Here is a 24,938-nt window from a genome sequence, read left to right as displayed (position 1 = left end):
CCACCCCGACCTGAGCCTCCCCTCCCGCCACCTGGGGCTGCTACCCCCCGATGAACTGCAGGATTTCCAGGCCAGAAGCGGGGAGTGGGCCACCCTGGCGGAACGTCACTTGGACCTGGAGCGGCTGCTGCCCCTGCTGGCACCGCCGCCACCCCTGAGCATCAGCTCGGGCAGCGCCCACGATCCCATCCGCTGGTGCCTGGAGCGCTCTGCAGGAGCCCCCTCAGACCTGGAGAAGGCCAGCTGCGGCGAGCTGCCGGTGGCGATCGCCAGCGACGCCGCCTTCCACTTCCGATACCCGGAAGCCACGGAGCTGCTCACGGCTCTGGGGGTAACCCCCGTTCCCTGGCAGCCCCTGGCGGATCAGCCCCTGCCCCGGGGCTGCCGCGGGGTGATCCTGCCGGGAGGCTACCCGGAGCTGCACGCCGCCGAACTGGCCGCCAGCCAGCGCAGCCAGAGGGAGCTCAGGCGCGCCGCCGCCGCCGGCCTGCCCATCTATGCCGAGTGCGGCGGTCAGCTGCTGCTGGGCCAGCAGCTGGAGGACCCCCAGGGTGAAGCCCATGCCATGGCCGGCCTGCTGCCGTTCAGCGCCCGGCGGGGCGCCCTGCAACTGGGCTACCGCCAGGCCACCCCCCTGGGCGATGGTCTGGTGACCCGCCGGGGGGAGCCGCTGGGCGGCCATGAGTTTCATCACTGGGACCTGATCGACGCCGTTGTGGACGGCGGCGAGCGGCTGTGGCAGCTTGAAGGCTGGGGTTGGGCACCGCGGCTGGAAGGATGGACGACACCAACGCTTCACGCCAGCTGGCTTCATCTCCACTGGGCTGGATGTTCGGCGATCTGCCGGCGGCTGAGCGAAGCGGCCGCGCGGGCGACTCCCTTGCCCCAGGCGGTGGCCGCCGGGGACAGCGTGGGGGCAGCGCCTGCGTGGAGCGTTGGCGCCTAATCGTCAGTGGCCGGGTTCAGGGGGTGGGCTACCGCCAGGCCTGCTGTCAACGGGCCCAGGCCCTCGGCCTGGGGGGCTGGGTGCGGAACCGCCCCGACGGCCGGGTGGAACTGGAGGCGGAAGGTTGCAGCCAGGGGCTGGAGCAGCTGAGGATCTGGTGTGAATCCGGCCCAGTCGCCGCCCAGGTGAGCAGCGTCAACGAGAGCGTGATCCCGCTGGTCGGTCAAGACTGGTTTGAGGTGCGTCACTGAACCACGACCAACCGTGCGACAGACCCCGTGTGGCGGCCGTTGCTGCCTGAGGGCGTGCAGGAGGCCCGGCCCTTGAGCGTGCTCGTCCGGGAGCGGGAGCAACCCTTCATCCTGCGTTGGAACGTTTCCTGCAGTGCCCCCGCCCCATGACCGATGCCACGCTCTGGGCTGAGCTGCTCGCCTATGGCAGCGGTATCAGCCTCAGCCCGATCCACATCGGCCTGCTGCTGCTGCTACTGCTGGGGCCCGATCCCCTGCGTCGGGGCGGGCTGTTCCTGCTGAGCTGGATCCTGACCATCGCCACGATGATCACCCTGCTGCTCACCCTGGGCCACGGTCTGCTGCTGAGCATGGAGCAGGGCAGCGACCACCGCACTGGCCTGGATCTCATTGGCGCCGGGGCTCTGCTGGCCCTGGGGATCAGGGATCTGCTGCCCACCAAGGCCGGAGGCGAAGAACCCGCCGGCTGGATTCGCCAGCTGGATCGCTTCTGCGCCCTGCCCCTGCCTCTGCTGATCGGCTTGAGTGTGGCGATCGAGCTGATCAGCCCCGACGACCTGGTGCTGTTGGCCAAGGGCACGTCGGCTCTGCTGGCTGCAGGCCTGGGCCGCGGTCAGGAGGTGCTGCTGGCCGGCTTCTTCACCCTGGCGGCCAGCCTGCTGCTGCTGCTGCCCGTGCTGGGGATGGCCCTGGGCCGCGAGCGGATGCTGCCGCTGCTGCAGCGGGGCAAGCAGAGCCTCTACGCCAATGGCGAGCTGGTGATGGGCACCATCAGTCTGGCCCTGGCCGCCTACCTGGCCTGGCAGGGCATCGAGGGCCTGCAGCTGGCCTAGGTGGCCGCTGGCTCCTCGGCCAGGGCCTCCTGCCAGCGGCGGCGGTCCGTCGCGTCGCCGGGCCCACCGGCCAGCCACACCCCGCGCCGCGCCCTGGTCACGGCCACATAGACCAGCTGACGGCGCAGACGCAGGTCCGAAGGCCAGAAGACATCGGCAGCGATGAACACCTCCCCGAAGCCGCTCCCCTGGGAGCGATGCACGGTGAGCACCGCGGCCGGGCCCAGGGACGCGAAGGCATCACGCACCAGGAAGTAGCGGCGCCAAAGGGAGCGGCCCTTGTCCTGGCCCGCCTCCCGGGCCTGGCTGCGCAATGACGCCAGCACCGCCTCCAGCTGCTGCCGCGCGGCGGTGCCCACCGGCGGCAGCAGCCGCAGGCTCAGGGGGGTCTCGCCGAAGGCCACCTCCACCAGCTGGGTGTCGATCACAGGCGCCTCCGCTACGCCGAATTCGGCCAGATCGCAGCGCTCCGGGGTCACATCCCGCACCAGCAGCTCCCGGTTCGAGGCCAGCACCATGTCCGGCTCCTCGCCGCCCTCGGCCCCCTGGCGGCAGGCGGGCGCCATCACCGCCATGCGGCTGAGCAGCACCTCGCCGGGCAGCACCGGCAGTTGATCGGCCATGGCGCCGTGGATGGCACGGCGGGCCAGGGGCACCAGTCTCTCCAGGGATCGGTTGGTGTAGCAGAGGATGCGTGCCTGGTCTGGGTCGTCGCTGGCGGCGGCCCGGCGCAGGGCCGCCTGGGCCGCCGCCAGCCAGGCGTCGCGGTCCAGCACGGCCACATCTCCCTGGGCCGTCTGTCGCTGGGGCCCCACCGGCGGCAGACGGCAAGGAAGTTGCTCCTCGCGCAGAGCAGTGGCCAGCCGCAGCACCGGGCCCTGGTGGCGCACCACCTCTGTGAGCTCAACGCCACAGGCCCGCTGCAGCGCGAACACCGGACTGCTGGCTTCCCCCACCGGTGGCAGCTGGGCGGGATCGCCCACGAACACAAGTCGGGTGCCGTAGGGGTGGGCCCCCTGCAGGCTGAAGCGCAGCAGGCTGCCATCCACCATCGAGGCCTCATCGATCAGCACCAGCCCGAGGTGCTCCAGGGCCAGGGCGGTCTGGTCGGTCTCCTCGCAGACCTCACGCCCCCCCTGGCGGCGAAGCTTCAGCCGCAACAGCCGATGCAGGGTGGAGGGGTGCCAGGTGGGCCGCAGACCTGCCAGCTCCAGATAGTCCCGCAGCACCCCGACGGCCTTGTGGGTGGGCGCCACCGCCGTCCAGCAGAGGCCCCTGGCTTCGGCCGAGGCCAAAAAGACCATCGAGAGGAAGGTCTTGCCCGTGCCGGCATAGCCGCTGAGCACGAAGGGTTCGTCCCGGGCGGGCCGCGCCAGCCATTGGCTGAAGGCCTCCACGGCGCGGCCCTGGCAGGGGGTGAGCTCCTGGCGGCCAGCGGGGGCGCTGTCATTCAGGCCAGGGGCAGCCAACCCCACCCCTGGGCGATCTGCAGTGGTGAGCCAGCCAGCGCCAGCCCTGTGAGGGCAATGGCCGGGCCCAGCAGGCTGCCGGCCAGCACCTCAGCACGGGTGTGGCCGAGGCTTTCTTTGAGGCGATCCGAAGACGCGGGAGTCCACAGGGATATGGGCAGGGCGTTGAGGCGAGCGGCCTGCAGGCCCGCCGCCCGGCGTACTCCGCTGGCGTCGTACATCACGATGAAGGCGATGGTGCAGGCGAAGGCGAAGAGGGGATCGCCAAAGCCCAGCTCCCAGCCGATGCCGGCGCAGGCCCCGGTGACGAGGGCGGAGTGGCTGGAGGGCATGCCACCGGTTTCGAACAGCACCGCCGGGCGCCAGCGGCCATGCTTCACCAGCTCCACCAGCAGCTTGCCCAGCTGGGCCAGGCCGCAGGCGATCAGAGCCCAGGCCAGCACACCATTGTCGAGCAACTGAATCAGGGGGCCATCGGAGAGGGAGCTGCCGATCATCGGTCGCGACTGGTGATGTAGTCGGCCAGGGCCAACAGGGGCTGGGCGCTGGCCTGCCAGGGCTGGAGGGCGGCCTTGGCCCCCGCCACCAGGGCGTCGGCCCGCTGCCTCGAGACCTCCAGACCCAGCAGCTTTGGATAGGTGGTCTTGTCGGCGGTGAGATCCTTGCCGGCGGTCTTGCCCAGCACTTCGCTGCTGGCAGTCACATCGAGGATGTCGTCGATGATCTGAAAGGCCAGGCCGATGCCTCGGGAATAGGTGCGCAGGCCCTGCAGCAGGGGTTCAGGAGCGCCGGCGATCATGGCGCCCGTGAGCACGCAGGCCTGCAGCAGGGCGCCGGTCTTGTGCAGGTGGATGTACTCGAGGGTGGAGAGATCCACGTCCTTGCCCTCCGATTCCAGGTCAACCACCTGACCGCCCACCAGCCCCGGAGCTCCGGCGGCGAGGGACAGTTCGCCCACCACCTGCAGCAGGCGCTCCGCCGGCACGCCGGGGCTGCGCAGGGCCACCATCTCGAAGGCCCTGGTCAACAGGGCATCACCGGCCAGGATCGCCTGGGCATCGCCGTAGACCTTGTGGTTGGTGGGGCGACCGCGGCGCAGGTCGTCGTTGTCCATGGCGGGGAGATCGTCGTGGATCAACGACATCGTGTGGATCATCTCCAGAGCCACCGCCGTGGGCAGGGCCAGGGCCACCTCGCCGCCGGCCAGCTCACAGGCCGCCAGGCAGAGGATCGGGCGCAGGCGCTTCCCGCCCGCCAGCAGCGAATAACGCATCGCCTCGCGCAGTGACTCCGGCCGCTCTGGACCCAGGGACGCCTCAAGGGCCAACTCCACCTGCCCCCGGGCCGACTCCAGGTAGGCGGCGAAATCAAATTCCGTGCTCACCGCCACGGCCATGGGTACCAGCGTGCTGGCGGGGATTCTCTCAGGCCATCGGTCCGGCGGTGGCTCAGGGCAGCAGATCCGCCAATGGATGATCGAGCGAACCCTGGCCTCCAGCCTCGGCCTCGGTTCGCTGCCACCAGCTCACGACGGTGTTCACCAGCAGCATCGTCACCGTCATCGGCCCCACGCCACCGGGTACTGGCGTGATGGCACTGGCCAGGGGCTCCACCTCCTCGAAGCGCACATCACCGCAGAGGCCGCCTGCCGTGCGGTGAATGCCCACGTCCACCACCACCGCTGCGGGGCTCACGTGCTCGGCGCCCAGCAGGCGGGGCCGGCCGGCCGCCACCACCAGGATCTCCGCCTGGCGGGTGAGGGCGGCCAGCTCGCGGGTGCGGGAATGGGCCACGCTCACCGTGGCATCGGCGGCCTGCAGCATCAGGGCCATCGGCTGGCCCACCAGGATGCTGCGGCCCACCACCACCGCCCGGCGGCCGGAGGCCTCGATGCCATGGCGGGCCAGCAGGGCCATCACCCCGGCCGGCGTGCAACTGCGCGGCCCCGGCTCGCCCTTGAGCAGCCGGCCGAGGTTGAGGGTGTGCAGGCCATCGGCGTCCTTGGCAGGATCGATCGCCGCCAGCAGGGGAGCCTCCTCCAGCCCGGTGGGCAGGGGCAGTTGCAGCAGGATCCCATCCACCGCTGGATCCCGGTTGAGCGCCGTGATCGCGGCCAGCAGCTCAGCCGGTGCGGAGTCGGCCCTGAAATGTTGCACGCGGCTGTGGAGGCCCACCCGGGCACAAGCCTTGGCCTTGTTGGCCACATAGACGCCGCTGGCGGAATCGTCCCCCACCCGCAGCACCGCCAGGCCGGGGGGACGGCCGGCCCTCCCCAGCCCCTGGCTGATCACGGAGCGCAGGCGATTCTCCAGCTCCGCCGCCAGTTGGCGGCCGTCGAGGCGAAGGGCCATCAGTTCATGCTCGCGGTCGGCTCCAGCATGCAGGGGAGCGTGCTCAGGCGCCCTAGCTAGCGTTTGGGCTCAAGCGACGACAATGGTGCTGCGACGAGGTCGCCTCAAGAACATCTGGCGGCTGCTGCTGCGGCAGGAACGCCCATGCCAGGCCCTCTGCTCCTGGGGTCGTCTCGACTGGATGGCGATTCTGCTGGCCAGCGTTCTGGTGGCCGTCATCTCCAGCTGGCCCTGGCTGGTGGAGCCCAGCCTGCGGCCGGGCATCCCCGCCCCAATCAGCGTCAGCGCTCCCGCGGACGCCACCGTGGTCAACACGGAGGCACTGGAGCAGCGACGCTCCCAGCTGGGCACCCGCACCCATGTGCAGGTGGTGGATCTGGAGGCCAACCAGATGCTGCAAGAACGGCTGGAACGTCAGCTCAAGGAGCTGGATCTGGTGTCGCGCAGTAACCAGTCCCGGGTGGGACCGCTCAACCTCAGCCCCCTGGAGCAGGCCTGGCTGGTGGGGCGTGACGCCAAAGACCTCAACGGCTGGAAGCTGGCCTTACGCAAGGCCCAGCAGCGCATGCTCAGCCAGGGGATCGTGGGCAACCTGGCCAAGCGCCAGCTGGAGCAGGCCGCCCGCCTCCAGCTCGCATCGATGGAGGAACCGGGACTGGGCCTGGGGAGCCGCCTGCTGGCGACGAACCTGCAGGGCCGCACCAACCTGCGCACTGATCCGCTGATGAGCCAGCAGCTGATCGAGGAGCTGCTCAACCAGCAGGGCATTCCCCGCATCGTCGTCAAGCAGGGGGATCTGATCGCCCGCCAGGGGGAACCGATCAGCCCCCAGGCCTACGACGTGCTCGATTATTTCGGACTGGTGAACCGCCGGCCCCTGCTCTGGGCCTGGCTGGGCTATTTCCTCGAAGCCCTGGCGGGCTGCGTGGTGATGGTGCTGATCCTGCGGCGCTGGCGCTGCAGCCTGGAGCCCCGCCATGGTCTGCTGGCGCTGGCGATGCTGGCAGTGGTGCAGGGTCTCAAGCTCTGGCTGGGCAACGCCGCCAGCCCGCTGGCGTTGCTGGTGCCCCCCACGTTGCTGTTGGCCCAGGCCCTGGGAACGCCTGCGGGCCTGGGCTGGCTGGCGGTGGCCAGCCTGCTCTGGCCCCAGCCGCTGGATGATTTCAGCGAAGTGCGGCTGCTGGTGGCGGCCCTGGTGGCGGCGGCGGCGGCGGTGCTGGCTGGACGCCAGCGCAGCCGGGCCCAGCTGGTGCAGCTGGCGATCGTGCTGCCGATCGGCGCCCTGGTGCTGCAGTGGCTTGTGCTGCAGAGCGTGGCCCTCTGGCATGGGCGCACCCGGGTACCTCCGAGCGGCACCGAGCTGGCCGCCGAGGCCCTGCTGATGGGGGGGCTGCTGATGGGAGGTCTGCTGCTGGGACCGTTGGTGGAGAGCTTCTTCGGGTTGCTGACCCGCGCCCGTCTGCTGGAGATGGCCGATCTGGAGCTGCCGCTCCTGCGCCGGCTGTCGACTGAAGCACCGGGCACCTTCGAGCACACGCTGATGATCTGTGGTCTGGCGGAGGAGGGCGCCCGGGCGATCGGCGCCGACGTGGATCTGATCCGTACGGGTTCGCTGTATCACGATGTGGGCAAACTGCATGCGCCCCAGTGGTTTATCGAGAACCAGTCCGAGGGTCCCAATCCCCACGATGAGCTCAATGATCCCTTCGGCAGCGCCAGGGTTCTGCAGGCCCATGTGGATGAGGGCCTCAAGCTGGCCCGCAAGTACCGCCTGCCCCGCCCCCTCGAAGACTTCATTCCCGAGCACCAGGGCACCCTGAGGATGGGGTACTTCTTCCACCAGGCTCGTGAGCGCGACCCCTCCACCCCGGAGTCCGCCTTTCGCTACCGCGGCCCCACCCCCCAGAGCCGCGAAACAGCGATCCTGATGCTGGCCGATGGCTGCGAAGCGGCCCTGCGTTCGCTGCCGCCGGGCACTTCGGAGCAGGAGGCCGCGGCGATGGTGCGGCGCCTGATCGATGCCCGGCGCCTCGACGGCCAGCTGCGCGACAGCGGCATCAGCCTCGGCGAGCTGGAGCTGGTGATTCGCGCCTTCGTCAGGGTGTGGCGGCGAATGCGACACCGCCGCATTCCCTACCCGATCCCGGCGCGTAAGGCCTACAGCGCCTGAGGCTGGGCCAGGGGCCCATAGAGTCGGTTCGACGGTCGGGGAAATAGGTGGTGCCCTCGGGATGGCTGGGCCAGTAGTCCCCCGACCGACAGTCGGAGATCAGCAGGGTGAGCTCATCGCTGGCCTCCAGCAGCAGCGAGCCATCGGGGGCCGCCACCACGCTGTTGCCCAGGTAGGCCCCCAGACCTGCTCCCCCACGCTCTCCTCACCGCAGCGATTGGCCTTGGCCGCGAAGCTCTGGCTGGAGAAGGCATGGGCCGGCAGCAACGTGCGCGACACATCTGGATAAGGGCGGTCGGTGCGGCGCCCATCGCAGAGCAGCATCCAGGCATTGGCGGCGGTGGGGATCAGCACCAGCCGGGCACCGGCCAGCACCAGCAGCCGGGTGAGCTCGGGGAATTCGCCCTCATAGCAGTTGACCAGTGCTTCGTCAGGGCCCCAGAGGTGGGTCTTGCGGAAGTTGCGCAGCAGGGTGCCGCCCGAATCGAACAGGCCGATGGCGTCGTAGAGGCACTCACGGCCCGCCACTAGCTGGAGGCTGGGGCCGTTCAGGGGTTCTGTCAGGCGCCAGGCCGTATCGGGGCTGAGGGCATAGCCGCAGAGAGAGAGCTCGGGGAAGGCCAGCAGCTGCACCTGATGACTGGCAGCCACGGCGCTGATGGCTTCAAGCCGCGCCAGGTTCTTGATCACCAGCTCAGGCGTGCCCGCTGCCCCCAGGCCGGCGGTGCGCTGCGGAGGACACTGCGGATGAGGGGATCGATTGAACCAATGGCGGCCAAGGGATGCTGCATGGCTGAGGGGTGCTGACGGATCCATCACCTGGGGCATCAACGGCTCGGCTCGACCGCCAGAACACTGGATTCAGCCCTGGGAAAAAAGGGTACCCAAGCCGATCTGCTGGAGGATTCCCTGGCCGGTGAGGGCTTCGGTGAGCACGCCGATCACGAAACCGAGCATGGCGGCGCGACCGTTGAGGAGCTCAACGCGGCGCAGCTGCTCCACGTGGATCTGGGCGGCCGCGGCGTTCTCGTACCAGGACTGGCCTTGGGCGGCGGCGGAGCTGGTGGTCATGACTCATGAAGCAAACTTGAAGCAATGTAACAGTAAATTGCGCAAGGTTGACAACTTGTCTGCCCCGCTTATTCACCGCTGCCCTTGTGGGCACCTGAGGGCAGCTGAGGGCCCCGGGGGAGAGCGATAGGGTCGATCCAGGCAGGATGGCCCATGGTTTCTTCTCTCGTGCAACCGCTCACGGCCCTTGGCCCTCACGGCAAACTCGGCGTCATGGTCTGCGGCCACGGCAGCCGCAACCGCCTGGCTGTGGGCGAGTTCGCCCAGCTGGCCGAGGGGCTGCGCAGCCGCCTCCCGGGCGTACCCGTCGACTACGGCTACCTGGAATTCGCCCGCCCGATCCTGCGGGATGGCCTCGACAACCTGCGCTCCCAGGGGGTGGAGCACGTGCTGGCGGTGCCGGGAATGCTGTTTGCCGCCGGTCATGCCAAGAACGACATCCCCTCGGTACTCAACACCTACGCGGCCGAAACCGGCCTGCGCATCGACTACGGCCGGGAGCTGGGGGTCGATCGCAAGATGATCCAGGCCGCTGCCGCCCGCATCAGCACCTGCCTGGAGCAGGCCGGCCCCGCGGTTTCTCTGCACGACACGCTGCTGGTGGTGGTGGGCCGAGGCTCCTCGGATCCCGATGCCAACTCCAACGTCAGCAAGGTGACGCGGATGCTGGTGGAAGGCATGGGCTTCGGCTGGGGGGAAACCCTGTATTCAGGGGTCACCTTCCCGCTGGTGGAGCCGGGCCTGCGCCACGCCCTCAAGCTGGGCTTCCGCCGCATCGTCGTCTTCCCCTACTTCCTCTTCTCAGGGGTGCTGGTGAGCCGGATCCAGCAGCACAGCCAGCGGGTGGCCGACGACCATCCCGAGATTGAGTTCCTCTCGGCCAGCTACCTGGGGGACCATCCCCTGGTGCTTGACACCTTCCGCGAGCGAGTGGAGGAGGTGATCCGGGGGGACACGCAGATGAACTGCTCCCTGTGCAAATACCGGGATCAGGTGCTGGGCTTCGAGAGCGAGGTGGGGGCTCCCCAGCGCAGCCACCACCACCACGTGGAAGGGCTCGTGGAGAGCTGCACCCTCTGCGAGCGGGAGTGCACTGGCGCCTGCCAGCCCGATGGCGTACCGATTCCCGTGGGCCATGGCCACGGCCACACCCATGAGCATGGCCAGGCCGGGGAGCACACGCACACCCATGCGCCCTACCCCCAGGCGGACCATCCCCTCGGCCCGCGCAGCCTCGCCCCGGCTGGCTCACCTGTCTCGATCCCAGCCGAGTCACAGGAGACACGGCAGGCATAAGCCCTGCTGATGGATCAACGATTTCCCCAGATCAACGGGGTTTTCCCCAGGCCAGGAGGGGTTTTTCCACAGGTTGAAGGCTCGAAAGGGCCGCCACGGCGTTGGGCCTGGGGATTCCGCCCTTCCCCAGGCCCACAACTTGACAGTCCGCTGCCAGCCCTTTGCTCCCCCTCCCCAGGTCTCCGTCCTGGGGCTCCAGGGCGCTCAAGGGCTGGCTGTCTCAGCCTTGGGCCAGGTGAATTCGGCGCCACCAGGCCGCTTTGACGCCACCCCCCTCGCCGTGGCTTCCTGGGGTCAATTCAGAGGATCCATGCCCATGCGTCACGACGGCCAAGAGCCCCGGGGCAGCGCTGACATCAGCCTGGAAGCGGAGATCCCCGAAGACCTCTTCAACGGCATGCATGAGTTCATGCGCAGCCACCCCCACTGGGATCAATACCGCCTGATCACCTCCGCCCTGGCCGGCTTCCTCTTCCAGAACGGTTGCAACGATCGCTGCGTGACCCAGCACTACCTCGATGGCCTGTTCATGAAGGCCGGCTCCAACTAGGGCACAAAAAAAAGCGGAAGCTGCCGCTCCCGCCGTAACTCCCTTGCCCGACCCGTTGAAAGGTCGCCCACAAATTGTGCGGCCTGGGATCCAGCCGGGTTGTGGTCATCGACACCAGTTTCCCCCGCTGGTGTTCAGCCGCTCACACATCCGAGCGGCGCAGATCCGCCGCCGCCCGCTCACAGGCCCGCCAGGTGATCGCCATTTCGGTCAGGGTTGGGCTCTGCCAGCCGGCACTGGGCCAGCAGGACCCATCGGTGACCAGCAGATTGGGCGCTTGCCAGTGGCGATTCCAGGGATCGAGCACGCCGTCCTCGGGGCGTGAGGCCATGCGGGCACCACCCAGCTCGTGGATGTAGTAACCGGGGGGGGGCGCTGCGGGGGCGAGGGCCAGGCCTCGGCAGATCAGGGGCTCAGCAAGCGGGAAGACGAACAGATCCTGGAGGGGGCGGATCTCACCGCCGGCGGCCGCCACCACCTGCTCCATGCGCTCCTGCATGTGGGCCACCATGCGCAGCTCGTTCTCCCCCCATTGGCAGTCGATGTGGGCGGCCGGCAGCCCCCAGGCATCTCGGAGCGAGGAGCTGAGCGTGAGCTGGTTGTCGGCCCGGGGCAGCACCTCACCGTGGCCGATCAGAAAGCCCACCGCCTCGCTGGGGTGGCGCTTGAGCGGCCACGGTGGGTCAAAGCGCTGCACCCCCATCCAGAGGCCGTAGCCCCGCAGAAAAGGCAGATCAGCGCCGCCCTCCAGGTTCACCGTGTTGGGGATGAAGGCGCTGCCAGCCCCGGAGAGCTCCGCCGCCTCAGCCGGCGGCGGCTGATCGGGTAGGGCGAAGAAACGGCTGCTGGAGATGTGATCCATCAAGTAGCGCCCCAGGCAGCCGCAGCCGTCGGCCAGGCCCCCGCCCTGATGCGCTTCACCGGAGTGCAGCAGGATGCGCACGCTCTCCAGCGTGGAGGCGCAGAGCACCACCAGCCGGGCGCGGGCGCGCTGGCGCACTCCGCTGAGGCGATCGAGGAAGACAACAGCTTCGGCGAGGCCGCCGGCGCCGGTCTCCACATGGCTGACCACCGCATCGCTGCGCAGGCAGACCTTGCCGCTGGCCAGGGCGCGGGCGAGGGCACCGCCCTGGGAGCAGGAGCGGGGCCAGGGGCTGGTGGCCGTGCGCCGCTGCAGCCGGAAGCCGCGGGAGTGGATCAGGGGCAGCCCTAGCTCCCGGGCGACCGCGCCGCCCAGGTGCTCCTCGGCGGGGGTGAACGGCAGAGGGGGCAGGTATTGGCCATCCGGCAGCTGGGGCAGGCCATCGCGCTGGCCATGCACCCCCAGCAGGCGCTCCAATCGGTCGTAGTAGGGGGCCAGATCCTCGCCGGCGATCGGCCAGGGCAGACCATGGCCATCCCGCTCGGCCGCCTTGAACTCGTAGTCGGAGAGGCGAAGGGTGATGCCGCCCCAGGTGAGGCTCCTGCCACCCACCTGGCGACCGCGGCTCCAGAGGAAAGGCCGCTGCTGGGGAGTGCTGTAGGGGTTCTCGATCTCATCGACGTAGAGATCGGGGTTGGCCTTCCAGTAACCCGGATGCTGGCTCTGCAGCCTCTGGTGACCACTGCTGAGGTTGGCCAGGCGCCGCAGGCTGTTACCTGGCTCCCGGCCGAAGGCCTGCACCGGGCTCAGGTCACGACCCGCCTCCAGCACCAGCACCCGCAGGCCCGCCTCCGCCAGCACCATCGCCGCCACCCCGCCCGTGGCCCCTGAGCCCACCACCACCGCGTCGTAGGTGAGGGAGGGATCGAAGCGGGGGGACCCAGCGAGGCCAGAGGACATCTGTGGGCTTCCCAGCCGGCAGCAGAGGACGAAGCTAAGGCCAGGGCTTCAGAGGGAGGCTGAACCTTGAGCTCAGCAGATGGGATGGGCAGTGCAGCCATCAAAAAGCCCGGCCATCTGGGGATGACCGGGCTTCGTGATGTGGTGGCGGGGAGGAGATTTGAACTCCTGACCTTCGGGTTATGAGCCCGACGAGCTACCAGACTGCTCTACCCCGCGGCGCCAAAAGGAGAATACCAGCCCGAGGTGCCCGCAAGCAAAAACCGGCCCTCATGGGGTGGCCGCGTCGAAGCGCAGCTCACCGCTCACCGCCAGCTCCAGGCCCTCGCCGGGCACCAGGAACTGGCGCTTGAGGTCTTCGAGGGTGATCGGCGTGAGCCAGTCGAGCTGCTCGAGCAGGTGCAGAGCCACGGCGTGCTTGGCACGGCTGGCGCCGTCCTCCACCTTGATCGCCAGACCCAGGCCCTCGCCCACGCGGCTGAGGCACTGGATGCCCTCGGCACCGCCCTTGCTGATCACCATGCCGTGACCCCGGGCCATCAGCTCGGTGTCGAAGCGACCTTCGCCCGCCACCAGCTCCGGGTGGGCCAGCATCGCCCGACTGAGTCGCTCTAGATCCGCATGCTCCGAGGAGCCGAGGTGGGCGAAGAGAAGGGCCATCTGGGCCAGGGGCAATTGCAGGGTGGGGGCGCCGCAGTCGTCGCGGGCGGTGACCAGCTCAGCCCCCGGCAGCCCCAGCAGCTCGCCCACCCGGCGCAGCATCTGCTGCTGTAGGGGGTGGTCCACGTGCAGATAGCTCTCCAGCGGCCAGTGCAGTCGCCGGCAGGTGGTGAGGAAAGCCGCGTGCTTGCCGGAGCAGTTGTGTTGCAGCGGGCTGTCGGCCCCCACCGGAGTGGGGCACTGCAGCTGTTCGGCCTCAATGTCGGCGCTCCAGAGCAGCTTGAAGGCCTCGCGCGCATGGGCGGCGGTGCCGGCATGGGAGGCGCAGGCGATCGCCAGTCCGCGGTCGCCGCTGCCGGTCTGATCGGCGGCGCCACTGCTGACGAAGAGCATGGCCTGAAAGGGTTTCAGCGCCGAGCGCACGAAGCTGAGCTGCTGGGGGTCACCGGCGCGCATCAGCACCCGGCCGCGCTTGTCGCAGACCGCCGCATGGACGCGATGGAGCGACTCCGCGATGCCGTTGCGCAGCAGGCGCACCTCCAGGGGAGGAACCCCGGGGCGCTGGGGGCTGCCGAAGCTGGAGGACAGGGTCATCGGGGATGGAAGGGGGCCGCGGATGGAGCGTTCACAGAGCCTGGCAGAGGCCAGCACCGCCCAGGAGCAGCGCAAGGGCAACGCTGAGGGCCTGCCGCAGCCGCACCAGCACGGGCCTCACCTGGTGGCGGGCCACCAGCAGATCCTGCTGGCGCCAGGCCAGGGGTTTCTCCCACACCTGGCCGTCGTACCAGCCGGATTCTTCATACTCCACTCGCTCGGAGATCAAGCGGCGGTTGACGTAGGACCAGCCCAGCCACTGACGCGTCAGCAACAGCAGTGAAGGCAGCACCGCCGCCACCGCGGCGGTGGCCACCAGGCGCAGGGGGTCGTGGCGCAGGGGCCAGCTGCCTGTGCTGATCAAGACGGTGAACGGCAGGGCCAGAACCCAGCTGATCAACAGCGGCCTGCGCAGGCCCACGGCGGTGAGGGACGGCCAGGCGAAGAACCAGGAGGAGCACAGCTGGCGGTATTCCTCAAGGGGACGCTGCTCCGGCGGCACCGGGCACGGACTCTCCGAGCAGGCCTGATCCATGGCAGTCACAGGGACGTCCCCGGGAAGTGGCTGAGTTGGTGTCGAGCTGTCCCCGGGGGACAACTCATTGGGGCTGTGGCTGCTGCGAGCTTAGGAATGGCTCGTGCTCACCGTGTCCCCAGAAGGACTCCAGGTCGTAATAGCGGCGCTCTGCCGGGGTGAGCACGTGCACGATCAGCTCGCCGTAGTCGAGCAGAACCCAGCGGCCTTCGCTCTGGCCCTCCTTGCGCAGGGGCAGGCGATCGGCCTCCAGCTCCAGCCGGTCTTCAACGGAGCGGGCAATGGCCCGCACCTGCACATCGGAGAGGCCGGAGCAGATCACGAACCAGTCGGCGATGGAGGACACCTCCTCGACGCGGATCAGACAGATCTCGACGGCCTTGCGGTCGTCACAGGCCTCGGCGGCCAGCAGGGCCAGGGCCCGGCTGTTAGCAGAAGCCAAAAGGGCAGGGGTGGGGGCTGACTCAGCCATAGACGTTCTCACTGGTAACGGACTCGCGGCTTCCCTGTTGCTGTGCCATCTCTGCTCTGGCACGACCCGCACTCTTGCGCAGAGCCTCCAGCCGGTCCTCGTAGAAAGAGCGGCGACGCTTCTTGCGGGTCTGCTCCAGCAGTTCCTTGAGGGCACCCCCCAGGCTCTTGTAGGCGTTGGGGAGGGTGTAGCCGAAGCGGCAGGACAGGGAAATGGCTCGCTCGTCAGCGGCGATGGCGTCCTGCAGGCGCTTCTCGTTGTTATTCTTGAGGTAGAGGCGGTAGCCGGCGAAGCCAGAGAGCCCCAGGGCCATCATCAGCAGCAGGCCGTCCTGGACCCAGAGCTCACCAATGGCGCCGCCAAGGCCGATGGCCAGGGCCGCCATCTCCCAGCCATCGCGGGGAACGGCATCGTTCTGGATGCGCCCCACCTCATGCCAGAAAAGCAGGTTGCGGTGGTCGAGGGCGAAGGGCTCCCACTTGAGCAGGTCCACCTGAACCTCCACCTCATCGCGGCCGATCTCTTCGATCGTGATCAGCGGGGGATCGGCGGAGGCTGCCGCTTCCACGAACACCCAGCTCTGCATCTCCGGAGGGAGGAGCCCTTTCAGGCGCTGGAGTTCGCTCATGGAGCCACGTCACTGATCACAAGATCCTCACGTTAGCGAGGACACAGCGCCCCACCGCCCTAATCGGTGATGGGGCCGTGAGAGGCTGGCGTCGTTTGGCAGTTCAAGCTCCGCCCATGCCCCGTCGGTCGGACCTGCGTCGCATCCTTCTGCTGGGCTCGGGACCGATCGTGATCGGCCAGGCCTGCGAATTCGACTACTCAGGCACCCAGGCCTGCAAGGCCCTGCGCGACGAGGGCTACGAGGTGGTGTTGGTGAACTCCAATCCCGCCTCGATCATGACCGATCCGGAGATGGCGGATCGCACCTACATCGAGCCGCTCACCCCCGCCGTGGTGCGTCAGGTGATCGAACTGGAGCGCCCTGATGCCCTGCTACCCACCATGGGCGGCCAGACGGCCCTCAACCTGGCGGTGGCCCTGGCGGAAGACGGCACCCTCGAGCGCTTCGGCGTGGAACTGATCGGCGCGAACCTCCAGGCGATCCGGAAGGCCGAAGACCGGCGGCTGTTCAAGGAGGCGATGGAGCGGATCGGCGTGGCGGTGTGCCCCTCGGGCATCGCCTCCTCCCTGGAGGAAGCCGAGCGGGTGGGCGCCGAGATCGATACCTACCCGCGCATCATCCGGCCGGCCTTCACCCTGGGCGGCTCCGGCGGCGGCATCGCCTACAACCCCGAGGAATTCCAGGCCTTCTGCAAGAGCGGCCTCGAGGCGAGCCCGGTGAGCCAGATCCTGATCGAGCGCTCGCTGATCGGCTGGAAGGAATTCGAGCTGGAGGTGATGCGTGATCTGGCCGACAATGTGGTGATCATCTGCAGCATCGAGAACCTCGACCCGATGGGGGTGCACACGGGCGACTCGATCACCGTGGCGCCGGCCCAGACCCTCACCGACCGCGAATACCAGCGGCTGCGCGACCAGTCGATCGCGATCATCCGCGAGATCGGCGTTGAAACCGGCGGCAGCAACATCCAGTTCGCGATCAACCCCGCCAACGGCGATGTGGTGGTGATCGAGATGAACCCACGGGTGAGCCGCTCCTCGGCGCTGGCCTCCAAGGCAACCGGCTTCCCGATCGCCAAGATCGCCGCTCGCCTGGCGGTGGGCTACACCCTCGACGAGATCCTCAACGACATCACCGGCGCCACACCGGCCTGCTTCGAGCCCACGATCGACTATGTGGTCACCAAGATTCCGCGCTTCGCCTTCGAGAAGTTCCGCGGCTCCCCTGCTGTGCTCACCACCTCGATGAAATCGGTGGGCGAAGCGATGGCGATCGGCCGCTGCTTCGAGGAATCGTTCCAGAAGGCCCTGCGCTCCCTGGAAACCGGCCATGCCGGCTGGGGCTGCGACCGCCCCGACCAGCCCCTGGAGCCCAGCGATCTGGAGCGGATGCTGCGCACTCCCTCACCGGATCGCATCTTCGCGGTGCGATCGGCGATGGTGGCAGGCCGCAGTGATGAGGACATCCACCGGCTCAGCGCCATTGATCCCTGGTTCCTGGCCAAATTGCGCCACCTGATCGAGGCCGAGCAGCGGCTGCTGCGGGGCCGGAGCCTGGATCAGCTCTCGGCGGCGGATCTGCTGGAGCTCAAGCAACTGGGTTTCTCCGACCGCCAGATCGCCTGGGCATGCGGCAGCGAGGAGCTGAGCGTGCGCCGCTGCCGCCAGGGCCTCGGCGTCAACGTCCTGTTCAAGACCGTGGACACCTGCGCGGCGGAATTCGCCTCCACCACCCCCTACCACTACGCCACCTACGAGCGCCCCCTGGAGCAGCTGGCGGCCGACGGCTCCCTGGCCCCCCTGCCGCCGCAAGACGAGGTGCAGCCCGAAACCCGCCGCAAGGTGATGATCCTCGGCGGCGGGCCCAACCGCATCGGCCAGGGCATCGAGTTCGACTACTGCTGCTGCCACGCCTCCTTCGCCCTGCGGGCCGATGGTTTCGCCACCGTGATGGTGAACAGCAACCCAGAAACCGTCTCCACCGACTACGACACCTCCGACCGCCTCTACTTCGAGCCGCTCACCCTCGAGGACGTGCTCAACGTGATCGAGGCGGAGAAGCCCGAAGGGGTGATCGTGCAGTTCGGTGGCCAGACCCCGCTCAAGCTGGCCCTGCCGCTGCTGCGCTGGCTGGCTGGGCCGGAGGGGCAGGCCACCGGCACCAAGCTCTGGGGCACCTCACCGGAGTCGATCGATCAGGCCGAGGACCGGGAGCAATTCGAAGCGATTCTGCGTCAGCTGGACATCCGCCAACCCCGCAACGGTCTCGCCCGCAGCGAAGCGGAGGCCCGAGCCGTGGCTGATCGAGTGGGCTATCCGGTGGTGGTGCGCCCCAGCTACGTGCTCGGGGGTCGCGCCATGGAGGTGGTCTTCGATGAGGCGGAACTCAACCGCTACATGGTGGAGGCGGTGCAGGTGGAGCCCGACCACCCCGTCTTGATCGACAAATACCTCGAGAACGCCATCGAAGTGGATGTCGATGCCCTCGCTGATCGGCAGGGCTCGGTGGTGATCGGTGGCCTAATGGAGCACATCGAGCCCGCCGGCATCCACTCGGGCGATTCAGCCTGCGCCCTGCCGGCGGTGTCGCTCTCCAAGCAGGCCCTGGCCACGATCCGGCAGTGGACCAGAGCCCTGGCCCTGGCCCTGGATGTGAGCGGCCTGATCAACCTCCAGTTCGCCGTGCAGTCGCACCCAGAGGAGGGGGATCGGGTGTTCATCATCGAGGCCAATCCCCGCGCCTCGCGCACGGTGCCGTTCGTGGCCAAGGCCACAGGTGTGCCCCTGGCCAAGATCGCTAGCCTGCTGATGGCCGGCCACAGCCTCAGCGAACTGGGCCTGACCAGCGAGCCCACACCGCCCCTGCAGAACGTCAAGGAAGCGGTGCTGCCCTTCAAGCGCTTCCCCGGGTCCGACACCCTGCTGGGACCAGAGATGCGCTCCACCGGCGAGGTCATGGGCAGTGGCGCCAGCTTCGGCATGGCCTACGCCAAGGCCGAGATCGCCGCCGGCGAAGGCCTGCCCATCAGCGGCAGCGTCTTCCTCTCGACCCACGATCGTGACAAGCCTGCGCTGGTGCCCGTCGCCCAGCGCCTCTGCCAGCTGGGCCTGGCCCTGATCGCCACCAGTGGCACCGCGGCGGTGCTGCGGGAGGCGGGCCTGGAGGTGGAGTCGATCCTGAAGGTTCACGAAGGCCGCCCCAACATCGAGGACGCCATTCGCTCCGGCCGCATCCAGCTGATCGTGAACACGCCGATCGGCCGTCAGGCCACCCACGACGACAAGTACCTGCGCCGCGCCGCCCTCGACTACGCCGTCCCCACCGTGACCACCGTGGCCGGTGCCCGCGCGGCGGTGGAAGCGATCGCCACGCTCCAGAGCCAGGAACTCACCGTGGCCGCCCTCCAGGACATCCACCCCGGGGCTGCTCGTTAGGGTTGGGGGCCTCCGCCCCTGGATCCTTGACCGGTACCGCCACCCCCCCCATCAGCGCCAGCACCAGCGCCTCAATCACTCCGGGCAGCGACATCCGCGAGCTGTTCCGTGCCGCCTATGAGAACCGCTACACCTGGGAGCCGGGCTTCGGCGGCTACCGGGGCCGTTGCCTCTGGGAGCAGGGAGCACAGCGGGCGGAGGGCCAGTTCCATGTGGGCGCCGATCTCAAGGCCAGCGTGGAGGGCATCGAGGATGAGGAGATCACCAAGGCGGTCGGCTCCCAGCTCTGGGAGGTGTGCATCCACCGGGTGCGCCGCAGCTTCGAGCAGACCCATGGTGCCAACACATTCAACGCCGGCGACAGCGACGCCGTGGGCCTCGAGGTGATCGTGGGCGGCAAGAACGCCGGAGATCGCTACCGCATCAAGGATTCGGTGGTGACCATGGTGCACCGCCAGATCCACGGCACCGTGGTGACGATCTTCACCGGCAGCACCACCGACACCGGCGCCGGCTACCTCAGCCACACCTACAGCAGCCAATACAGCGATCCGGCCACGGGCGAGGCTCGCGGCGGCAAAAGCACCTTCACCGACACCTTCGTGCCCCTGGCGGGCGTGGGCCCCTGGGTGCTGAGCGAGCGGGTGATCAGCAGCGAGGATCCCGAAGCTTCCGGTGGCAGCAGCGTGCAGACCTTCCGCTTCGAGGCCCTCGAGCCGCTGCCCCAGGCTTCCCAGGAGACCCCCGCCTCCTGATCAAAACCACCTGACGAGCCGTTCTCTCAGACCCCGTCCGGCAGGGCGGGGATCTGCTTGAGTCGCTCGTTCAGTTGAAAGGCCATCGACTGGCGGCCCACCGCCAGCACCTTGAGGGTGTCCTCGTAGAGACGCAACTGGGCATCGGCCACCTGCATCCCTCGCACCAGTTCCTTGACGTCGTCGGGGAGAACGTTGAGTTCGTAGCGCTTGCCCTCGAAGGTGAGCACGGGGGGCTGGTTGGAAGAGGCCGTCAAAGGTCACCACTGTGTCGTCTGGGGCAGGTTAAGCCGCCCCCGGCGGGCCCTCGGCGGCTGGAGCGGCCAGCGCCGGACCTGCCGGGGGCAGCTTGGCCGGGGCGGGACGGCGAATGCGCTTGAAGAAGAACATCAGCAGCGGACCCACCTGGGCAGCCTCCACCATCTCCCAGCCCTCCTTGCCCAGCAGGTTCATGAAGAACTGCAGTTGCTCGGCAGGGTGGCGGGGGGTCTGGGAGGCGCCGTAGAACTCGGGAAATTCCCGGGCAATGAACTCCGGGCTGAGGATCCCCTGCAGCTTCTGGCTGGCGGCCTGGGGATCCGGCGGTTGGGGCGGGGAGGTGTTCTCCACATTGATGTGGATCACCCGGTACTCCCACTGGGGCATTTCAGCCATGGTCGCTCGAGCGTGGAAGGGAACGGCGGAACCTGGAGGGTGGCCTCAGGAGTGGTCTCAACGGTGGTCTCAACGGTGGCAGCTCAGGCCGCCACGCGGATCAGCTGACGGTCGCACAGCTCGCGGTAGCGGCCGGGACGTGCCATCAGCTGATCATGGCTGCCGCGCTCGATGATGCCGCCACCCTCGAGCACCAGGATCTGGTCGGCGCCCTGCACCGTGGAGAGGCGGTGGGCGATCACCAGCACGGTGCGGCCAGCCATGGCCTGCTTGAGGCCCTGCTGCACCGCCTCTTCCGCTTCGGCATCGAGGGCGCTGGTGGCCTCATCCAGCAGCAGCACGGCGGGATCACCGAGCACCGCTCGGGCGATGGCGATGCGCTGGAGCTGGCCGCCGGAGAAATTGCTGCCCCGCTCCTCGATGCGCGAGTGGTACCCCTCAGGCAGGGCCTCGATGAAACCGGCCGCATTGGCCAGGCGCGCCGCCTCAGCCACCTGCTCGTCGCTGGCGGGCCGCCCGAAACGGATCGCCTCAGCCACGCTGCCGGAGAACACCCGACTCTGCTGGGGCACCAGCGCAACGGCCCGGCGCAGGTCGGCGGCGCGCAGGCCCGCCAGATCCTGGCCATCCAGCAGCACCCGCCCGCTCTGGGCGGTGTTGAAGCGCAGCAACAGCGAAAACAGGGTGCTCTTGCCCGCTCCAGAGGGTCCCACCAGGGCCACCAGCTGGCCGGGCTGGGCGCAAAGATCGAGGTCGCGCAGCACCGGCTGGTCGGAGTCATAGCCAAACCAGACATGCTCCAGCCGCAGCTCTCCGCGCACCGCTCCCAGGGGCTGGGCGGTGGGGCTGTCGGGGATCTCCACCGGCTCGCGCTCGATCTCGCGCAGGCGATTCAAGGAGGCCTGCCCCTGCTGTAACTCGTTGTAATTGGTGGTGAGGTGGGAGATCGGATCGATCAGCATCAATAGCGCCGCTACGTAGGAGCTGAAGCCCTGGCTGTCGAGCCCTCCGGCCTGGATGCGGGCCGCTCCGATCAGCAGCACCGAGAGGATGCCGGCAGCCTCGATGAAGCCCACCACCGGATGCTGCAGGGCCAGCAGGCGCAGGGTGCGGTATTTGGCGCGCCGATGCAGATCGATCTCCTGCTCAAAGCGGTGCTGCAGCCAGTCCTCAGCGGCGAAGGCGCGCACCAGTGACAGTCCGCCGATGGCCTCCGCCAGCAGCCCCGCCAGCTCGCTCACCTGCTTCTGGCTGCGCTCGGCCGCGCCCATCACCCGGGCACCGAAGCCACTGACCATCAGCGCCACCAGCGGCGCCAGCAGCAGGGTCGCCAGGGACAGCTTCCAATCAAGGAACACCATGTAGCCGAACACCACAACCAGCTGCAGCAGGCTGGGGGTGGTGTCCTGGATCGTTTTATAAATCACCTCGCCGACCCGGTCGGCGTCTTCGGTGAGGCGGTAGGTGAGGTCGCCGGCCGAGAGCTTTTCCAGAGCCGAGAACTCCAGCCGCTGCAGCCGCGCGAACAGCTGGCTACGCAACGCCTGACTCACCTGCAGCGCCGGTGAGGCCAGCAGGGTGTCCTGACCGAACTGGGCCAGCTTCTGCACCAGAAATACCAGCAGGGCCAGGGAGATCGCCCGCAGCACCCGAGGGAAATCTCCCGAGCCGATGGCGGGGATCAGCTGGCCGGCCAGGGCCGCCAGCAGGGGCCAGCAGGCCACGAACACGAGCATGCACAGGCCGCCGGCCACCAGCCTGCGGCGGTGGGGCTTCAGCAGCGGCAGCAGCCCGCGAAAGCCGGCCGGTGGGGGTGCGAGCATCGAGGAACCTTATCAGCGCCGATCCGGCCCCCCTTCCCTTGCGGCTTGATCAATTCCTTAAGTACCAGGGCCTGGTGGCCACCGGCGGTGAAGCCAAGGTGCGGGTGCAGGCCGGTGAGGTGCGGGTCAACGGAGCGGTGGAGCGGCGCCGCGGCCGTCAGCTGCTGCCCGGAGACAGGGTGGAGCTGGGGCGGACAAGTGAGGTGGTCCCCACAGGCACCTAAGTTGTGGGGCAATTCTGGGCGAGGACAATCCTGTGCGTCAAGCCGTGATTGCAGGCAACTGGAAGATGCACATGACCTGCGCCGAGGCGCGGGCCTATGCCGCCGCCTTCCTGCCGCTGTTGGGGGAGCTTCCCGGCGATCGGGAGGTGGTGCTGGCCCCTCCGTTCACCGCCATCTCCGCCCTCAGTGAAGCCCTCGCGGGCAGCGCCGTGCGCATCGCCTCCCAGAACGTGCACTGGGACGACGTGGGGGCCTACACCGGCATGATCTCAGCTCCGATGCTGCTGGAGCACGGCGTCAGCCACACGATCGTGGGCCACAGCGAGCCGCGCAAGTACTACAGCGAAACTGACGAGCAGATCAACCTGCGGGCACGCACGGCCCAGAAGTCGGGGATGATCCCGATCCTGTGCGTGGGCGAGAGCGATTCCCAGCGGGAGGCCGGCGAGGCCGAGCGGGTGATCCGCCGCCAGGTGGACCAGGGTCTGGAAGGGCTCGACCCCACCCAGCTGGTGGTGGCCTACGAACCGATCTGGGCGATCGGTACCGGCAAGACCTGCGGCGCTGAAGAGGCCAACCGCCTCTGCGGCCTGATCCGGGGTTGGGTGGGCTACGACGACGTGATCATCCAGTACGGCGGCTCGGTCAAGGCGGAGAACATCGACCTGCTGATGGCCCAACCCGACATCGACGGCGTGCTGGTGGGCGGCGCTTCGCTGGATCCCGCGGGCTTTGCTCGCATCGCCCGCTATCAGGTGCCCGTGGCCGCCTGAGGCAGCCTCAGAACACCTCGATCGCTTCGCTGCTCAGAGACGCTTCCGGCAGAGACGGATCGAGGCCTGCAGCGGCAGGGACTCCAGGGGTGACGTCTTCCATGCCATTCACCTGCACGCGCACGCTGCGGGCACGGCGGGCCGATTCTCCGCAGCTGCGGGGGGTGGGAAAGAGCTTGCCAGGGTTAGCGCGGCCTTCGGGATCAAAGGCGTTGCGCACCAGCTGCATCGTGCCCAGATCCTCCGGGGAGAACATCCAATCCATGTAGCAGCGCTTGTCGGCGCCTACGCCGTGCTCGCCGGTGATGCTGCCGCCGGCGTCGATGCAGAGGCGCAGGATATCGGCGCCGAGGGCCTGCACCCTCTCCTGCACATCCACGTCGCTGGCGTTGTAGAGGATCAGCGGGTGGAGATTGCCGTCGCCGGCATGGAAGACGTTGGCCACCGGCAAGCCATAGCGGCGGCTGAGCTCCTCGATCGCCGCCAGCACCCGTGGCAGGGCGCTGCGGGGCACCACCCCATCCTGGACGTAGTAGGTGGGAGTGATCCGGCCCACCGCCGCGAAGGCTGACTTGCGGCCCTTCCAGAGCAGGGCGCGATCAGCCTCCGATTCAGCCCGGCGAAGGGAGCGGGCACCGGCCAGGTGGCAGAGCTCCATGGCGCGCTCCGCCGCGGCACTCACCTCCTCCAGGCGGCCGTCGAGCTCGATCAGCAGCACCGCCGCCGCGTCGCGTGGATACTCATCGCAGCCGAAGAGGTCATCGACGGCGTTGATCGTGAAGTTGTCCATGATCTCCATCCCCGCCGGCAGCACCCCGGCTTCGGTGACCAGGCGCACCGCCTCCCCGGCCGCCTCCATCGAGGGGAAGTCCGCCAGCAGCACCTGAACCGTCTGGGGCTGGGGCAGCAGTCGCAGGGTGATGGCGGTGGCGATGCCGAGGGTGCCCTCACTGCCGATGAAGACCCCGCGCAGGTCAAGGCCGGGCATTTCCGCCAGGCTTCCGCCCAGGCGGGTGATGCGGCCATCGGGGAGCACCACCTCCAGCTCCAGCACGTGGTTGCTGGTGACGCCGTACTTGAGGCAATGCACCCCACCGGCGTTCTCGGCCACGTTGCCGCCGATGCTGCAGACCACCTGGCTGGAGGGGTCGGGAGCGTAATAGAAGCCATCGCCGGCCACGGCGCGGGTGACCCAACTGTTGATCACCCCCGGTTGCACGGTGATGCGCTGGTTCTCCAGATCCAGGGCCAGCACCGAGCGCATGCGGCTGGTCACCACCAGCAGCGACTCCTGCTCCGCCACGGCACCCCCGGACAGACCGGTGCCGCTGCCCCGCGCCACGAAGGGCACTCCCTCGTCCTGGCAGAGGCGCAGCACAGCGGCCACCTGGTCGGTCGTTTCGGGCAGCACCACCAGGGGGGGCTCATGGCGATGCAGGGTCAGACCATCGCTGTCGTAGGTGAGCAGCTCCGGGCGACGGGCCACAACCGCCCTCGCGGGCAGCAACTGACGCAGTCGCCGCTCGATCCGCCCCCAGGGCAGGGTCAGGGCAGGCGGCTCGGCCAAGGGGTCAGCCAATCACAACAGGCAGCTCCGTGACGATAGCGAGCGTGGCGAGTGCGC

Annotated in this window: 24 protein-coding genes, 1 tRNA gene and 1 pseudogene; 10 read left to right on the top strand and 16 right to left on the bottom strand. The window is 68.6% G+C overall.

Going from position 1 to position 24,938, the window contains the following annotated elements:
* The 3 genes and pseudogenes from KBY67_RS07770 to KBY67_RS07760 all read left to right on the top strand — a co-directional run.
* A pseudogene (locus KBY67_RS07770) lies at positions 1-946 on the top strand (cobyrinate a,c-diamide synthase); the annotation flags it as partial.
* Positions 928-1,197 carry an acylphosphatase gene (locus KBY67_RS07765; protein ID WP_255110441.1) on the top strand — a complete coding sequence of 90 codons (270 nt, stop codon included), beginning with the start codon at positions 928-930 and terminating at the stop codon, positions 1,195-1,197. The pseudogene KBY67_RS07770 and the gene KBY67_RS07765, both read left to right, overlap by 19 nt.
* Positions 1,198-1,343: 146 nt before the next feature.
* Positions 1,344-2,030 carry a GAP family protein gene (locus KBY67_RS07760; protein ID WP_255110440.1) on the top strand — a complete coding sequence of 229 codons (687 nt, stop codon included), beginning with the start codon at positions 1,344-1,346 and terminating at the stop codon, positions 2,028-2,030.
* Here the strand turns inward: KBY67_RS07760 and KBY67_RS07755 are convergent.
* The 4 genes from KBY67_RS07755 to folD are packed head-to-tail and all read right to left on the bottom strand — an operon-like array spanning position 2,027 to position 5,850.
* Positions 2,027-3,499, bottom strand: a complete 1,473-nt coding sequence (locus tag KBY67_RS07755) for an AAA family ATPase (RefSeq protein ID WP_255110439.1) — start codon at positions 3,497-3,499, stop codon at positions 2,027-2,029. The two genes, KBY67_RS07760 and KBY67_RS07755, sit on opposite strands and share 4 nt — an antisense overlap.
* Positions 3,481-3,996 (bottom strand): divergent PAP2 family protein, encoded by a 516-nt coding sequence (locus KBY67_RS07750; protein ID WP_255110438.1) that lies wholly within the window; start codon positions 3,994-3,996, stop codon positions 3,481-3,483. The genes KBY67_RS07755 and KBY67_RS07750 overlap by 19 nt, the downstream gene beginning before the upstream one ends.
* Positions 3,993-4,895 (bottom strand): geranylgeranyl diphosphate synthase CrtE, encoded by a 903-nt coding sequence (gene crtE / locus KBY67_RS07745; protein WP_255110437.1) that lies wholly within the window; start codon positions 4,893-4,895, stop codon positions 3,993-3,995. The genes KBY67_RS07750 and crtE overlap by 4 nt, the downstream gene beginning before the upstream one ends.
* A 52-nt stretch (positions 4,896-4,947) precedes the next feature.
* Positions 4,948-5,850 (bottom strand): bifunctional methylenetetrahydrofolate dehydrogenase/methenyltetrahydrofolate cyclohydrolase FolD, encoded by a 903-nt coding sequence (folD, locus tag KBY67_RS07740; protein ID WP_255110436.1) that lies wholly within the window; start codon positions 5,848-5,850, stop codon positions 4,948-4,950.
* A gap of 82 nt (positions 5,851-5,932) precedes the next feature.
* Here folD and KBY67_RS07735 point away from each other — a divergent pair, with 82 nt between their 5' ends.
* A complete protein-coding gene (locus KBY67_RS07735) occupies positions 5,933-8,020 on the top strand; it encodes an HDIG domain-containing metalloprotein (RefSeq protein ID WP_255110435.1) in 2,088 nt (695 codons plus the stop codon).
* A gap of 99 nt (positions 8,021-8,119) precedes the next feature.
* Here the strand turns inward: KBY67_RS07735 and KBY67_RS07730 are convergent, their stop codons facing one another.
* Entirely contained in the window at positions 8,120-8,836 is a 717-nt protein-coding gene (locus KBY67_RS07730) for a nitrilase-related carbon-nitrogen hydrolase (RefSeq protein ID WP_255110433.1), read from the bottom strand.
* A 45-nt stretch (positions 8,837-8,881) separates the two neighbouring features.
* Positions 8,882-9,091, bottom strand: coding sequence for a chlorophyll a/b-binding protein (locus KBY67_RS07725; RefSeq protein ID WP_255110432.1), 210 nt, complete (start codon positions 9,089-9,091; stop codon positions 8,882-8,884).
* Between the two features lie 153 nt (positions 9,092-9,244).
* On the opposite strand from KBY67_RS07725, the gene KBY67_RS07720 reads away from it, so the two are divergent.
* Positions 9,245-10,387, top strand: a complete 1,143-nt coding sequence (locus KBY67_RS07720) for a sirohydrochlorin chelatase (RefSeq protein ID WP_255110431.1) — start codon at positions 9,245-9,247, stop codon at positions 10,385-10,387.
* 316 nt (positions 10,388-10,703) lie between these two features.
* Positions 10,704-10,937 carry a DUF2811 domain-containing protein gene (locus KBY67_RS07715; protein ID WP_255110451.1) on the top strand — a complete coding sequence of 78 codons (234 nt, stop codon included), beginning with the start codon at positions 10,704-10,706 and terminating at the stop codon, positions 10,935-10,937.
* Between the two features lie 142 nt (positions 10,938-11,079).
* Here the strand turns inward: KBY67_RS07715 and KBY67_RS07710 are convergent, their stop codons facing one another.
* The 6 genes from KBY67_RS07710 to KBY67_RS07685 all read right to left on the bottom strand — a co-directional run bounded on the left by KBY67_RS07710 (position 11,080) and on the right by KBY67_RS07685 (position 15,648).
* On the bottom strand, positions 11,080-12,759 hold the full coding sequence (locus KBY67_RS07710) for a GMC oxidoreductase (RefSeq protein ID WP_255110430.1): 1,680 nt from the start codon (positions 12,757-12,759) through the stop codon (positions 11,080-11,082).
* 142 nt (positions 12,760-12,901) lie between these two features.
* Positions 12,902-12,978 (bottom strand) — tRNA-Met (locus KBY67_RS07705).
* Positions 12,979-13,029: 51 nt separating this feature from the next.
* Positions 13,030-14,013 (bottom strand): asparaginase, encoded by a 984-nt coding sequence (locus KBY67_RS07700; RefSeq protein ID WP_255110429.1) that lies wholly within the window; start codon positions 14,011-14,013, stop codon positions 13,030-13,032.
* A 31-nt stretch (positions 14,014-14,044) separates the two neighbouring features.
* Positions 14,045-14,548, bottom strand: a complete 504-nt coding sequence (locus tag KBY67_RS07695; protein WP_255110449.1) for a CGLD27 family protein — start codon at positions 14,546-14,548, stop codon at positions 14,045-14,047.
* A gap of 64 nt (positions 14,549-14,612) precedes the next feature.
* On the bottom strand, positions 14,613-15,020 hold the full coding sequence (gene rsfS, locus KBY67_RS07690; protein ID WP_255110428.1) for a ribosome silencing factor: 408 nt from the start codon (positions 15,018-15,020) through the stop codon (positions 14,613-14,615).
* Complete coding sequence (locus tag KBY67_RS07685) at positions 15,013-15,648, bottom strand: DUF3318 domain-containing protein (protein WP_255110426.1); 636 nt, start codon at positions 15,646-15,648, stop codon at positions 15,013-15,015. Before KBY67_RS07685 ends, rsfS begins: the two co-directional genes overlap by 8 nt.
* A 116-nt stretch (positions 15,649-15,764) precedes the next feature.
* On the opposite strand from KBY67_RS07685, the gene carB reads away from it, so the two are divergent.
* Positions 15,765-19,085, top strand: coding sequence for a carbamoyl-phosphate synthase large subunit (gene carB / locus KBY67_RS07680; protein ID WP_255110425.1), 3,321 nt, complete (start codon positions 15,765-15,767; stop codon positions 19,083-19,085).
* 50 nt (positions 19,086-19,135) lie between these two features.
* Entirely contained in the window at positions 19,136-19,840 is a 705-nt protein-coding gene (locus KBY67_RS07675) for a DUF3386 domain-containing protein (RefSeq protein WP_399214134.1), read from the top strand.
* Positions 19,841-19,866: 26 nt separating this feature from the next.
* On the opposite strand, the gene KBY67_RS07670 is transcribed toward KBY67_RS07675, so the two are convergent.
* From KBY67_RS07670 to KBY67_RS07660, 3 genes are all read right to left on the bottom strand, one after another.
* Positions 19,867-20,097: a DUF6447 family protein gene (locus KBY67_RS07670; protein ID WP_255110422.1), complete on the bottom strand. Its 231-nt coding sequence runs from the start codon at positions 20,095-20,097 to the stop codon at positions 19,867-19,869.
* 28 nt (positions 20,098-20,125) lie between these two features.
* On the bottom strand, positions 20,126-20,494 hold the full coding sequence (locus tag KBY67_RS07665) for a hypothetical protein (protein WP_255110421.1): 369 nt from the start codon (positions 20,492-20,494) through the stop codon (positions 20,126-20,128).
* 83 nt (positions 20,495-20,577) lie between these two features.
* Positions 20,578-22,317 carry an ABC transporter ATP-binding protein gene (locus tag KBY67_RS07660; RefSeq protein WP_255110420.1) on the bottom strand — a complete coding sequence of 580 codons (1,740 nt, stop codon included), beginning with the start codon at positions 22,315-22,317 and terminating at the stop codon, positions 20,578-20,580.
* Between the two features lie 38 nt (positions 22,318-22,355).
* On the opposite strand from KBY67_RS07660, the gene KBY67_RS07655 reads away from it, so the two are divergent.
* Together KBY67_RS07655 and tpiA are read left to right on the top strand one after the other, a co-directional pair.
* On the top strand, positions 22,356-22,541 hold the full coding sequence (locus KBY67_RS07655) for an RNA-binding S4 domain-containing protein (RefSeq protein ID WP_255110418.1): 186 nt from the start codon (positions 22,356-22,358) through the stop codon (positions 22,539-22,541).
* A gap of 32 nt (positions 22,542-22,573) precedes the next feature.
* A complete protein-coding gene (tpiA, locus tag KBY67_RS07650; RefSeq protein WP_255110416.1) occupies positions 22,574-23,314 on the top strand; it encodes a triose-phosphate isomerase in 741 nt (246 codons plus the stop codon).
* A 7-nt stretch (positions 23,315-23,321) separates the two neighbouring features.
* Here tpiA and KBY67_RS07645 read toward each other — a convergent pair whose 3' ends face one another.
* Complete coding sequence (locus KBY67_RS07645; RefSeq protein ID WP_255110415.1) at positions 23,322-24,881, bottom strand: FAD-linked oxidase C-terminal domain-containing protein; 1,560 nt, start codon at positions 24,879-24,881, stop codon at positions 23,322-23,324.
* Positions 24,882-24,938: the final 57 nt, after the last annotated feature.

The sequence above is a fragment of the Synechococcus sp. RedBA-s genome, assembly GCF_024345495.1.
In the GTDB taxonomy this organism is placed as follows: Bacteria; Cyanobacteriota; Cyanobacteriia; order PCC-6307; family Cyanobiaceae; genus Regnicoccus_A.
The sequence above is the reverse complement of the archived record's forward strand: the minus strand, read 5'-3'. Positions and strand labels throughout refer to the sequence as shown.